The organism is Micromonospora sp. NBRC 110038 (genome assembly GCF_020884815.1).
Taxonomy (GTDB): domain Bacteria; phylum Actinomycetota; class Actinomycetes; order Mycobacteriales; family Micromonosporaceae; genus Micromonospora; species Micromonospora haikouensis.
The window spans coordinates 1914646-1927409 of the sequence record NZ_BBOL01000001.1; the positions used below are offsets into that span (position 1 = coordinate 1914646).

The 12764-nt window shown below is 76.1% G+C and carries 9 protein-coding genes; 2 read left to right on the forward strand and 7 right to left on the reverse strand.

Going from position 1 to position 12764, the window contains the following annotated elements:
- Positions 1-4: 4 nt before the first annotated feature.
- From LPU61_RS07460 to LPU61_RS07480, 5 genes are all read right to left on the reverse strand, one after another.
- On the reverse strand, positions 5-3274 hold the full coding sequence (locus tag LPU61_RS07460; RefSeq protein WP_043963035.1) for a right-handed parallel beta-helix repeat-containing protein: 3270 nt from the start codon (positions 3272-3274) through the stop codon (positions 5-7).
- Positions 3271-5844, reverse strand: coding sequence for a hypothetical protein (locus LPU61_RS07465; RefSeq protein WP_229404523.1), 2574 nt, complete (start codon positions 5842-5844; stop codon positions 3271-3273). Before LPU61_RS07465 ends, LPU61_RS07460 begins: the two co-directional genes overlap by 4 nt.
- A gap of 225 nt (positions 5845-6069) precedes the next feature.
- Positions 6070-6732 (reverse strand): response regulator transcription factor, encoded by a 663-nt coding sequence (locus LPU61_RS07470; RefSeq protein ID WP_229404524.1) that lies wholly within the window; start codon positions 6730-6732, stop codon positions 6070-6072.
- Positions 6729-7955, reverse strand: coding sequence for a sensor histidine kinase (locus tag LPU61_RS07475; protein WP_052503730.1), 1227 nt, complete (start codon positions 7953-7955; stop codon positions 6729-6731). The genes LPU61_RS07470 and LPU61_RS07475 overlap by 4 nt, the downstream gene beginning before the upstream one ends.
- A complete protein-coding gene (locus LPU61_RS07480; RefSeq protein WP_144420229.1) occupies positions 7933-8796 on the reverse strand; it encodes a hypothetical protein in 864 nt (287 codons plus the stop codon). The genes LPU61_RS07475 and LPU61_RS07480 overlap by 23 nt, the downstream gene beginning before the upstream one ends.
- Positions 8797-9100: 304 nt before the next feature.
- On the opposite strand from LPU61_RS07480, the gene LPU61_RS07485 reads away from it, so the two are divergent.
- Both LPU61_RS07485 and LPU61_RS07490 read left to right on the forward strand, forming a co-directional pair.
- Entirely contained in the window at positions 9101-10015 is a 915-nt protein-coding gene (locus LPU61_RS07485; protein WP_229404525.1) for a BTAD domain-containing putative transcriptional regulator, read from the forward strand.
- 30 nt (positions 10016-10045) lie between these two features.
- On the forward strand, positions 10046-11011 hold the full coding sequence (locus LPU61_RS07490) for a GlcNAc-transferase family protein (protein ID WP_229404526.1): 966 nt from the start codon (positions 10046-10048) through the stop codon (positions 11009-11011).
- Here LPU61_RS07490 and LPU61_RS07495 read toward each other — a convergent pair.
- Positions 10900-11676 carry a type VII secretion system-associated protein gene (locus tag LPU61_RS07495; RefSeq protein WP_374199608.1) on the reverse strand — a complete coding sequence of 259 codons (777 nt, stop codon included), beginning with the start codon at positions 11674-11676 and terminating at the stop codon, positions 10900-10902. The genes LPU61_RS07490 and LPU61_RS07495 overlap by 112 nt on opposite strands.
- Before the next feature lie 6 nt (positions 11677-11682).
- The gene (locus LPU61_RS07500) at positions 11683-12747 is read right to left on the reverse strand and encodes a hypothetical protein (protein ID WP_229404527.1); all 1065 of its coding nucleotides are present in this window, start codon (positions 12745-12747) and stop codon (positions 11683-11685) included.
- Positions 12748-12764 lie beyond the last annotated feature (17 nt).

Here is a 12764-nt window from a genome sequence, read left to right on the forward strand (position 1 = left end):
GCCCTCAGCCGACCGCGGCCAGGCCGCCCGTCGGCTGCGGGCTCCAGCTCACGCCGACCAGGTCGGCCACGGCGAGGGTACGCGACGCGGCGGTGCGGGCCAGGCCGGCGGCGAGCAGGTGCGCACCGCGTACGGTGGGCTCGGCCAGCCGCGCGGCCAGCTCCGCGATCGCCGCGCGTACGTCGTCGGGCACCTCGTGTCCCCGGCGCAGCAGCTGCCGTACGGCGATCTCGCCCAGCTCGGCGGCCGAGTGCGGCGGCACCCGCCAGCGCCGGCCGAAGGCGTCCGCCAGCCCCGGCACCCCGTCGGTCACCGGTTCCTCGCCGATCAGGACCACCAGCGGGTCGGCCGGGTTGTCGCGCATCTCGTCGACCAACGCCTCCAACACCTCGGCGGCGCCCTCGGCGCGGGCGTGCTCGACGACCAGCACCCCGCCCCGCGCGTCGCGGACTGCCGCCCGGACCAGGTGGCGGGCCTGGCCGGGCCACTGCGGCGCGAGCTCGCCGGCCACCGACACCCGGACCAGCTGGCCGGTCGACACCAGGCCCAGCTCGGACAGCGCCGCAGCGTAGTGCCGGGCGTACTCGGTGCGGCCGTCGCCCCGCCGGCCGGTGATGACGACGTTGCCGGCTCTGCCGATCGACCGTTGACGGCCGCGTAGCCGGCAGAGCTCCACCAGGGTCGCCGCGGCGGCCTCGCGCACGGCCTCGCCGCCGACCAGCTCGCCCATCCGCCGCCAGCCGTGGGTCGCGTCGACCGCGCCGGCCGGGTCGGCCGCCGCGTCGGGCGCGGCGTCGGCCGGTGTCGGCAGCTCGTCGAGCAGGGCCAGCTCCGGCCCCAGGTCGGCAGCGGTCAGGCGGTTCAGGGCGACGTCCCGGCCCGGCGGCAGGGCCGCCAGCCGGGACGCCTGGTTGTTGATCATCGCCTCGAACAGCTTGCGGGCGACCCGGCCGTTGCCGAACGTCGGCCCCTTCGGCACCCGCTCGAAGTAGCGGGCCACGGCGTCGTGGGCGTCGTCGGTCAGCTCGTAGTAGTGCTTGGCGCACAGGTTCGACGTGATCGTGACCAGCTCGTCGACCGAGTAGTTCGGGAACTCGACGGTCCGGGTGAACCGGGAGGCCAGGCCGGGGTTGGAGTCGAGGAACCGCCCCATCAGCTCCGAGTAGCCGGCCACGATCACGACCAGCTCGTCGCGGTGGTCCTCCATCATCTTCATCAGCGCGTCGATGGCCTCCTGGCCGAAGTCCGGCCCGGACCCACCCGAGCCGGCGGAGAGCGTGTACGCCTCGTCGACGAACAGGACCCCACCCAGCGCCCTGGTGACCAGCTCGGTGGTCTTGATCGCGGTCGATCCGATGTACTGCCCGACCAGGTCCGCCCGGGCCGCCTCGACCAGGTGTCCCTTGGTCAGGACACCGAGCTCGGCCAGGACCGAGCCGTAGAGCCGGGCCACCGTGGTCTTGCCGGTGCCCGGCGGGCCGGCGAAGACGAGGTGCCGGCTCATCGGCGGCATCGGCAGGCCCATCCGCTGCCGCGCCTGCGCCATCCGGATGAGGTTGACCAGGGCGCTGACCTCCTGCTTGACGCCCCTGAGCCCGATCAGGCCGGCGAGTTCACCCAGCGCCCCGGCCGGCGACTCCGCGCCGGGCGGTGGGGTCGGCTGCCCGTCGTCGGCCGGGGACGCGTCGGGCGGGCGGGGGGAGTGGCCCGGCGCGCGAACGGGGTCCTCCGTGTCCCGCAGCGCCACCCGGGCGTCCGCGCCGCGGCGCAGGTCCTCCCCGGCGCTGCCCCGCACCGTGCAACGGGTCAGCTCGACCGGCAGGCCGGTGTCGACGCCGACTCCGTCGCCGGCGCTGTCCAGCACCTCGCACTCGGTGAGGGTGCCGCTGCTGCCGGGGCCCAGCAGCACGCCGGTGCCGCCGGCGTCGCGGATCCGGGTACGGGCGGCCGTGAGCAGCACCCCGTCCCCGGCGGTCAGCGCGGTGCCCGATGCCGCCACGATCTCGCAGTCGCGGACGGTGACGGTCGCCGCGTCCACGGCGAGCAGTCCGGCGCCCCGCAGCCGGGCCGATTCGAGCCCCAGGGTGGACCCGCCGCCGACCGTGACGGCGTGCTCGCCGCCGCCGGAGAGCCGCGCGTCGCACACCGTCGCGACGCCCCCGCCCCGGACCTCGACGGCGACCCCCGCGCCGCCGTCCACCCGCAGGTCCGTGCCCTCGACCGTCGCGCCGTCCACCAGCAGGCCGGCGCCGGCGAACCGGTCCGCGCGCAGCCGGCTCAGCTCGACGCCGGCGCCGCCGACGACCCTGGCGACGTGCTCGCCGGTGCCGTGCACGGTCAGGCCGTCGAACCGTGGCCGGCTCCCGCCGTCGGCCTGGACGCCGACGGGGGAGTCGGCGACCGTGCAGTCGGTGAAGCGGGGGCGGGCCCCGCCGGTGACGTGCACGGCGGCCCCGCCCGCCGAGCGGAAGAGGCAGTCGTGGAAGTGCGGCGTGGCGCCGTCGGCCACGTGCGCCGCCTGCACCTCGGCGCCGGTGAACTCGGAGCCCGTGATCGTCACGTCCACCTCGCCGCGCACGTAGAGGTCGACGTTGCGGCTGTCGCGGACGGTGAGCCCGGTGACCCGGGCGTGCCCGCGCTGCTCCACCACCAGCGCGGGCTTGCCCGCACCGGTGATCCCGCACTCCTCGATGACGCAGCGGGCGTCGCCGTTGACGCAGATGCCGTTGTCGCCGGGGCTGCGCACGGCGCTGCGCCGCAGGGTGAGCACGCCCTTCTCGGCGACCACGATGCCGGACGAGCTGACGTCGGTGACCACCGTGTCCTCGACCGTGCTGAGCCGGTCCGAGGTGACCACGATGCCGGCGCCGCCCGTGCTGCCGACCGTGCAGCCGTGCAGCGCGATGGAGCCCTCGTGCCGGGCCAGCAACGCCACCCACGCGGCACCCCGGACCGTGCAGTTGTCCAGCGCGACCTGCCCGGAGTGCACGTCCACGGCGGCGAGCCGGTCGTCCGCGCTGGAGAGCACGATGCCGCGCAGTTGCGCCCCCGTGCCGTTGCCGACCAGGACGCTGCCCTCCTCGACGTGCACCTCGACGGTGCCGACGCCGTCCTCGGCGGCGATCGTGACGCTGTTGCCGACAACGAGCCTCTCGCTGTAGCGCCCGGCGTGCACTGCGATGGTCGTGCCCGGGCGGGCCCGCGACAGCGCGGAGCCGATGGTCGGGTACGCGTTCGGGCGGCCGCCGCCGACCACCAGCACCTCGCCGCTCATCGCGCCGCACCGCCGACGAGGCCGGGCAGCGCGGCGAACCGGCCCGCCGCCCCGGGGCCCACCCGCGTGGCGGGTTCGGCCTCGGCCCACCGGTCCATCCCGCGCCGCAGCGTGGTCAGGGCCAGCTCGTCCAGGGACAGCCGGTGGGGGTCGACCCGCCCGTCGGGGTCGATCTCGTTGGTGCCGAGCTCCCGCATCATGACGTGACCGCGCCGGCCGCCCTCAGGGCGGCGTACCTCAAGGATCTTGAAGCTGGTGCCGGGCACGAACAGCACCCGGTCGTCGGCGCGTTCCTCGCCGCCGGGTTCGAGCAGGGCGGTCCGGCGCGCGGTCATCGACCACAGCAGCACGTCCACGTCGCCGTCCTGACCGGCGCACGGCGCGGTGAGGGCGTTGACGAAGCCCCACTCGGTGACCAGCCCGCCCCGGCGGTAGAGCGCCCACTGGGCGTCGGAGGCCGTGGTCGTGTAGACGGTGGCGCCCCGGTGCGACGGCAGCCGGGACAGGCCGGCGACCGCGCAGCGGGCGAAGGGCACGTGCGGGCCGGGCTCCCCGCTGCGCAGGCCCGCGTCGATGGCCGCGCCGCGCCGGGACAGGTAGAGGCGGACGGCCACCCAGTCGGCCAGGACCTCGTCGACGGCGTGCCCGGCGCTGCGCTGCATCCCCGGATGCTCGGACAGCAACCGGGCCACCGAGCTGGCCAGCTGGTCGAACTCGCGGCTCAGCGTCCGCCGCAGCCAGGCCCGCTCGTCGGTCAGCGGTCGTCCCTCGACCAGCAGCGCAGCCGCCGCCGGAGCGGGGACGGGTTGCCGGCGGACCGGGGCCGGTGCGGGCGCGGGCGGGCGCGGCGTGGGGGCGGTGCCGGTCGCGTCGGAGGCGGTGCCGTGCGGGCGCGGCGTGGGGGGCGGCGGGGCGGACGTCGGTCCGGGCGACACCGGCGCCAGCCCGACCGCCAGCGCGATCGGCTCCGGCACGGCGGCGATCGGCGGGACGATCGGCGCGGCGATCGGCACGGTGGTGGCCGGTCCCGGCTCGGCTGCGGTCGGCGCGGCGGTCGGCTCCGGCACGGCGGCGATCGGCACGGCGGCGGCCGGCTCCGGCCCGACGGCCGTGACCGGCTCGATCGCGGCGACGACCTCGGCGGCGAGGACCTCGGCGGCGACACCCACGACGGCAGCGGCGGTCCCGATGGTGGGGGCGGGCGGCAGGACTCCGACGGCCGGTGACGCCGGGACGGCCGAGAGCGCCGCGACCGGCGGCCGATCCGCGTCGGGGCTCAGCGCGCCGAGCGCCGGCCCGGCGGGCCGTGGCTCCGGGGCCAGGGCCGACGCGGGCAGCAGCACGTTGCCCGCCGCCGTGCGCTCGTCGAGCCGGGCCAGCACGTCCGCGGCGAGCTCCCGCATCCGGGCGGCGGTCTCCTCGACCGAGTCGTCGAAGAACAGGGTGCTGTGCTCCGGGTCGACGAACGCGGCGCGCACCCGCTCGGCGTTCGGGGGCACCTGCGGCGGCCGGATCCACAGCCCGGCCTGCACGACCTCGATCACGGCGTCCGCGGCGTACCAGTAGACGCGCGGCTCCACCTCGTCGCTCCAGCGCAGCGGGCCACGGTGGCTGAGCACCACGGGACACCGGGCCGCCGACCGGGGGCGGGACCGGGGCGCGTATCCGAGCTCGCTGGCGAAGACGGGCCAGCCCAGCGACGCGTCGGCGCGTACGGTGCGGAACTCGGTCCGGTCCGGGGTGCCGATCGGCACCCCGGTGTAGCAGACCACCGTGGACTGGAAGAGGTCGGCGAGCCGCTGGCCGAGGGCCTCGCCGTCGGGCAGGTCGACGGTGCCGTACTGGACGAAGCGGGCCCGGGTGCGGCTGTCCACGTCGAGATCGCGCCAGAACCGCATCACGTCGTCGAGCGACAGCGGCGCGGTGCCGGGGCAGCCGAGGAGCACGGTCATCGTCTCGTGGTGGCACGGCACGCCGCTCACCAGCCGGTCGCGGTGCCGCTCGATCAGCTCCGGCTCGCCGGTGTCGTGGATCCACACGCCGCCCGGCAGCGGCTCGATCTCCCCCGTCGAGCTGGACGCGCGACGCCGCACGGCGGCGGCGTCCCAGGACGGCGCCGGATAGCGCTTCGAGTCCCATTCCGGTGCCCGGCCGGGCCGGAACCGGATCCAGCCGCTGTCGGAGGCGGAGTGGACGAACAGCGATCCGGCCGCCCCCCGGACGAGGGTGCCGTCGGGGGCGACGACCGTGCGGTTGAGCCGCTCGGACAGCCACTGCCCGGCCATCGCCGCCGGCCCGTGCTGGCGACCGCAGGTCATCAGGCGGATGCCCCGGCGGCGGCGGGGCAGCGCCCCGGCCATCGACTCCCACGACGTGATCGGCATCCCGTCGGCGAGGTCCAGCACGACCACGTCGTTCTCGTGGTCCTCGGCCACGGAGAGCGCCAGCGACTGGGCCTCCGGGCTGATCACGCCCTCGGCGTGCAGCACCACGGCGTTGCCCACGGTGTGCCGGACGATGCCTCCGGGGTCCCGGTCACCACGGAAGCGGCCTCGGAGCAGGGATACCACGGCGTTCCACCTTCCGTCGAGGTCGGGTGACGGGCGCACGACCCGCGCGGCTCGCCCGCTGCGGGCCATGCGGCAACCGGACCGTACAAGCGGGGGCCCGGCCGGGTCTGCGCCCCGGCGGCGGGGAGGTACGAGCGCGCAACATGACTGCACGCGAGCGCCAGGCTGGACGAGTGCGGGCCTCGGGGCGGTGCAGAATCAGACCGGCGGGGGCGACGGGGTGGATCAGTGGTCGTGGTTCAGCCAGAGCAGGACGGCCTCGGTGCGGTTCTGGACGCCGAGCTTCGCGAAGACGTGGTTGAGGTGGTTCTTCACGGTCTTCTCGGTGAGCCCCAGCCGGCGGCCGATGGCGGCGTTGGTGAGGCCGGTGCCCAGCAGGTCGAGCACCTCCTGTTCGCGCCGGGACAGTCCGTACCTGCGCAGCGCCGACCGCCGGGCCAGGTCGCGGTCCCGGGTGTCGTCCGGCGAGGGCTCGTGCCGGCGCAGCGCGGTGACCGCGACGGAGGCCGCGGTGGGCGACAGCCAGCTTCCCCCGGCGGCGACCTCCCGGACGGCGTCGAGCAGGTCGTCCGGCCGGAACTGGCCCCAGACCAGATAGCCGCCGGCCCCGCCGCGCAGCATCCCGGAGACCGTCCCGGGGTCGGTGTCGCTGGTCAACGCCAGGATCCTGGTGTGCGCGCTCAGGTCGCCGACGACCGAAAGCCCGTCGGCGACCGGCATGCGGTAGTCGAGCAGCGTCACGTGCGGGCGCAGGCTGGTCACCAGCCGCAGCGCCTCCCGGCCGTCCGACGCCTCGCCGACGATCCGCACGTCGGACGCCGCGGCGAGGAAGCCCCGCACGGCCGCCCGGACGATCGGGTTGTCGTCCACGACGACGAGGTCGATCATGCCGGTCGGTGCGCGGCGACCGGCGCGGGTCGCGGCACGCCGACCTCGACCGTCAGGCCGCGCCCCGGGCTGGAGCGCACCGTGGCCGTGCCGCCGACCGTGCGGGCCCGCTCCGCGATCCCCAGCAGGCCGTAGTGGCCCCTGGCGCGCAGCTCGGTGAGGTCGGCCGGCACGTCGAAGCCCTTCCCGTCGTCCTCGATGGTCAGCCGGAGCACCGTGCCGGTGTGCGCGAGGCCGACCGTCACCCGGCCGGCCTCGGCGTGCCGCTCGACGTTGTGCAGCGCCTCCCGCAGGATCCGGCTCAGTTCGTAGCGTACGGCCGCCGTCGGGTCGACGTCCTCGGCGGTCAGCCGCACCGGCGTCCCCGTGGCCGCCGACCACTCCCGGCAGATCCGGTCGAGGCTGGCGGCGAAGTCCTGGTCGGCGTCGTCGAGGCGGAGGCCCTCGATCAGGTCGCGCGCCTCGCCGGCGGCGGCGTCGGCGCCGGCCGCGACGACGTTGGCGAGCTGTTCGGCCAGCTCCGGGCCGCTGCGCAGCGACGCCGGCAGGGCCAGGGCGGCGAAGGAGACCCCCCGCAACGTCTTCGCCACCGAGTCGTGCAGCTCCCGGGCCAGCCGAGCCCGCTCGGAGGCCGCCGCCGACCGCTGCGCGACCCCGATGATGTCGACCAGCATGTCCACGTGCCGCACGGTCGCCTGCGTCACCCACGCGGCGACGATCCCCGTCACGACGGTCGCCATCGGGAACGCCACCACGAACGCGGACACCTCCGACGGCACGTCGTCGGCGCGCAGGATCCGCGCCGCGGCGATGAACCCGAGGAGCGCGTCCACCGCCCACAGCGGCCAGGCGCGGGTGCCCAGCAGCACCCCGGCCAGGGCGGCGCCGCCGGCGGCGAACAGGAAGAACGCCGCGCCGCCGGCCTGGAGGGCGAGCACCGCGCCGAGCAGCAGCGCGTCGATGGTGAGGGCGGAGCCGACGAACCGCACGCAGTGGGGGTGCCGGGAGAGCACGGTCACCTCGACGGCGGTCGACAGCACGACGAGGCCGATCACCATCAGCAGCCGGTCCGGGCGCTCGACGATGAGCAGGCCGGCGGCCGAGGCGGTGACCGTGACGACCGCCCGCCCGAGCAGGACGGCGCGGCACAGCGCCGCCACCGCCGCCAGCCGCTCGACCTGGGTGGCCGAGTGGATCCGGTCAGCCGACGATGGCGATGTCATCGAGGTAGAACCGGTTGACTTGTGGGACCTCGTCGGCGGCCACCACCAGGTCGATGCGGGTCAGCGAGGCGGCGCCGGTCAGCTGACCCAGCCGGACCGAGTAGTTGGTCCACCGGTCCGCGCCGGCGCTGACGGTGACCATGCCGCGCCCGGCGGGGGAGACGGAGACCCGCAGGACGGTGCCGTAGTCCCGGCCGCCCCACACCCGGAACCGCAGCACGTCGTCACCGTCGATGCGGACGGGCCGGGCCGCGATCAGCGCCATCTCGGTCTGCGGCAGCCCCGGCCGGGTGCGCTCCACCCGCAGGCCGACCTCGCCGGTGTCCGGGACCTTCCAGCCGGGCAGGAGCTTCAGCCCGTCGCCGGTTGCCCGCCAGCCGTTGCCGAAGCCAGCGTTGTAGACGCCGCAGGAAACCGCCGCGGTGAGGGTGACGTCGTTCCCCTCGGGTTCGGCGGCGCAGCGAGGCGTCGTGCCCGACGCGGTCGACCCGGAAGCGGGACGCGACGCGGAGCCGCCGGAGGGCGTGGCCGCGCCGGACCTCGGCGACGCGGCAGCCGACGACGGCACCGGGGTCGGCGAGCCGGACGAGGCCGGTGGGCCGACGGGCGTGCTCGCCGGAACCGACACCGCCATCGCCGGTGGGCTCGTCGCCGGCGGGTCGTCGTCGCCGGGCCCCATGATCAGAGACGGCAGGGCGATCGTCGCCACGGCGACGCCGACGAGAAGCGCGCCGAGCTGGACGCGACGCTGGGCCTCGCCCCGGGGGAGAATGTGCCGGTCGGACCCGGCGGTGTCCTCTGTGGACGAATCCTTCCCGCCCACATCGTCCCCCGTCCCCATGATTCGGGCACGATACCGGCCGCGGCGGAAGCGGAGCAAGTTGAGCCTGAGCAGATTGACGCGGTGTTTCCGTCCGGTGTCCAGCATGGATGCGAACAGCGCGATCTCGCCGGAAACTGTCGTCCGGCGATCCGGCGCCGCCATTGCGAAACGACGGCGGGGCCCGCGAATTGGGCCCCCCACAACGACCGCGGTGGGCACTTGGACCCATCGTCGCCGTAAACCGCTGACCTATGTTTTCCGGCGTCCACCCGGCGACCGGCCGGGAAGACGGTTCGTCGAAGCTGCGCAAAGGCGGTCAGCAATGGTGGGGACAGAACAGATGGAACGGGTCGCCGTCGGCGGAGCGGCCGCGGTGCGCCTGCGGGTGTCGGTCCTGGGCCGGCTCCGCGCCTGGGTGCACGGCAGTGAGATCGACCTCGGCCCGGCGCGGCAGCGGGCCGTGTTCGCGGTGCTCGCCGCCCGGGCAGGCCGGGCGGTCGGCCGGGACGAGCTGGTCGAGGCGGTGTGGGGCGCCTCCCCGCCGGCCACGGCGGTCGGCAGCGTCTACACGTACGTCTGCGGGCTGCGCCGCCGGCTCCAGCCGGACCCGGCCCGCCCCCCGGCCGGCGACCTGCTCACCTCCACGCCGCACGGCTACGTGCTGCGGCTGCCCGGCGACGCGCTGGACGCGGCGGTCTTCGAGCGCTGGCGGGCCGAGGCGGCGGCGAAGGTGGCCGCCGGGGACGCCGAGGGCGCCATCGGGCGGCTGGGCGACGCGCTGCGGTTGTGGCACGGCGACCCCTACGCCGGGCTCCGCGCGCCGCACCTGGAGTGGGAGCGGGAGCGGTTGACCGAGCTGCGGCTGGCCGCCGCCGAGCAGTGGGCCCGGCTGCTGCTCGACCGTGGCCGCGACGACGGGCTGGTGGCCGAGCTGGCGGGCCTGGCCCGCGCCAACTGCCTGCACGAACCCGTCCACGAGCTGCTGATCCGGGCGCTGCACCGGGCCGGCCGCCACGCCGACGCCCTCGTGGTGTTCCGACGGCTGCGGCGCACCCTGCGGGAGGAACTCGGCGTCGAGCCCGGTCCGGCCCTGCGCGCCGCCTACCGCCGGGTGCTGGCGGCGGGCGGGCGTCCCCCGGGCCGGGCCGAGGCCGCCCCGGCGTCGGCGGCGCGCGGCCACGGCCGCGACCACCCGGTCCCGTTCCGGCACGACCCCGCCCCGGCGCGCACGGCCTGACCGGGAAGCCAGACCAACCAGGGAGCAGGAATGACCGAACCGGCCACCAACAGGACGATCTTCGTGTCCGTGGCCTCGTACCGCGACCCGGAGCTCGTCGCCACGGTCCAGGACTGCCTGGCCAAGGCCGACCGGCCCGAGAGCCTCCGCATCGGGGTCAACTGGCAGCACGCCGACGGAGAGGACATCTCCGCGCTGCGCGGCGACGCGCGGATCAGGATCGTGGAGTTCGACGCGGCCGAGAGCCGGGGCGCCTGCTGGGCCCGCGCCGAGGTCATGCGGCTCTACGACGGCGAGGACCACTTCCTCCAGATCGACAGTCACACCCGGTTCGCGCCGGGCTGGGACAGCAGGGTGCTGCGGCACGCGGCGGCCACCGGCGCGGCGAAGCCGATCGTCACGTCGTACCTGCCGGCCTACGAGCCGGGCACCGACTGCGACGGCACGGGCGAGCCGACCGTGATGGTGTGCGAGAGCTTCACCGACGACGGCATCCCGCTGTTCGGCCAGCGGGCCATCGACGGCTGGCAGCAGCTCGCCGCCCCGCCCCGGGCGCGGTTCGTCTCGGCGCACTTCCTCTTCGCGCCCGGGTCGTTCGTCACCGAGGTCCCGTACGACCCGCGGGTCTACTTCATGGGCGAGGAGATCAGCCTGACCGTCCGCGCGTACACCTGGGGTTACGACCTGTTCCACCTGCCGGACCTGCTGGCCTGGCACTACTACCTCCGTGAGGAGGGCGCGAAGCACTGGACCGACCACACCGAGCCCGGGGCGGGAAAGCCCTGGTGGGCGCGGGACCGGGCGAGCCGCCGCCGGGTCGTGACGATGCTGCGCAACCCGACGCCGGGCCCGTGGGGGTGCGGCCCCGCGCGCACGGTCGCCGGCTACGAACGGTACGCGGGGATCGGGTTCCGGTCGGGCACCAGCTCGCCGGAGTGCCGCTCGGGCGTGGAGCCGTCGTCCGGGGCCCCGGTGGGCGTCGGCGCGGCCGGTTGAGCGCCGCCGCCGGGGCGGGCCGCGTCGCCGTCGGCCGGGGGAGTGTCCCACCGGACGACGGCGACGCGGTCGTCGGCGCGCAGGCAGCGCCCGGCAGCGGCGCTCACCTCCGCGTCGGTCATCAGCACCGTCTCGCGGACGAACTCGCCGGTCAGCCGGGTGGCGGCCGGGCCACCCGGGTTGACCAGCACGTCGACGCCGTCGACCAGCAGGGTCACCAGGTCGTCGAGGTCCCCGCGCCGCCACGCCGGCGGCGCGCTGCGGGCCCGGTGCGCGGGCCCGGTGGCCACCACCACGCAGGGCACGCCGTCGGGGGACCGGGCGACCAGGGGCCGCCCGTCGCCGTCCATGCCGATGTCGAGGGCAGAGTCGCGGAGGACGAGCTGCAACTGTTCCGCGTCGGCCCGGTGGGACATGACGAGCCGCAGCACGGCGTCCAGCGGATCCGTCGGGGCGTTCTCGTCGCTCGGCACGTAACCGGGGTTCGCCCGGAACGCCCCGATGTCGCCGCCGTCGGTCACCGGCCACCCGCCGACGACCACCTCCAGCGGCGGCACCTCCTCGCCCGGCTCCGGCTCCCAGGCCGGGTCCATCAGGAGGAAGTAGTGCGCGGCGTCGTGCGGCAGCTCAGGCTGCATCTCGGCGGCCTCTCGGGTCGGGGGCACCGGACCTCACCGGGCCGGAGCCGCGGCGACGGTCCAGGCGGGCGGCTGCTCGACGGGAGCGGTCAGCGCCACCATCGCGCGGTGCGCGGCCACCGAGTCGACGACGGGACGGTCACCGGCCGACCGTAGGTGCGCCATCAGCTCGACGTCGGGGCTCAGCCCGTGGTTCTCCAGGTAGTACGCCACGGTGTCGGTCCAGATCCAGGCCCCGTCGGTGCGGTAGCTCATCGGCACCACGTCGCCGCGCCGCGGCTCGATGACGTCGGGCGCGCCGGCGGTCGTCGCCATCAGCACGTGCCCCGCGCGCAGGTAGGACAGGACGCGGTCCCGCTCCGCGCCGGCCGGCAGCACCTCGTGGCCGGGGTCGAAGCGCGGCCCGGCGACCGGGTCGACCCGGTCGAAGACCCGGGCGATCGTGACCGGGCCGGCGGGCCGCGCGGCCCACAGCAGCGCCGAACGGCCGCGCGCGAGCCGCTGGTACGGCGGCAGCGCGGTCGCCGGACCGCACACCTCGACCTGCGGGTGTTCGACCCCGGCGGACCACAGCGCGCCCTGCACGGCGGCGGCGATGCCGGGCTGCTCCTCGGGATCGGCCGTGGTCTCCAGCAGGTAGACCGGCACCGGCCGGCCCGGGTTCGTGGCGTTGGGCGCCCGCCACGCCCGCCACAGGCCGACGGCCCGCGGCGCGGTGGCCGCCACGGCGACGGCCGCCGCGTCCGGACCGCTGTCGGCGGCCACGGTCGACGTGAGGTCCAGCACCACCGGCACCATCGTGGCGGAAGCCCCGGGCAGCAGCGGCGCGAAGGCGTACGCCGGCAGGGCAGCCGCCCGCCCGGCGTTCGGCGGGGCGGGATCGTCGACGTCCGGCAGGGCGGCGGCCAGCAGCGCCGCCTCGGCGGCGTCGACGGTCAGCCGGCCCGACCCGACCGCGGCGCGCAGCGCCCGGGCCACGTCCTCGACGCGCCCCTCGGACAGCCGTTGCCGGGCCCCCGTGACGACCACGTCCGACACCCGTCCGGCCAGCCTGAGCAGCAGTTCGTGGTAACGCCCGAGCGTCGTCGGTTCGGTCATCGCCTGCCTCCCGTCCT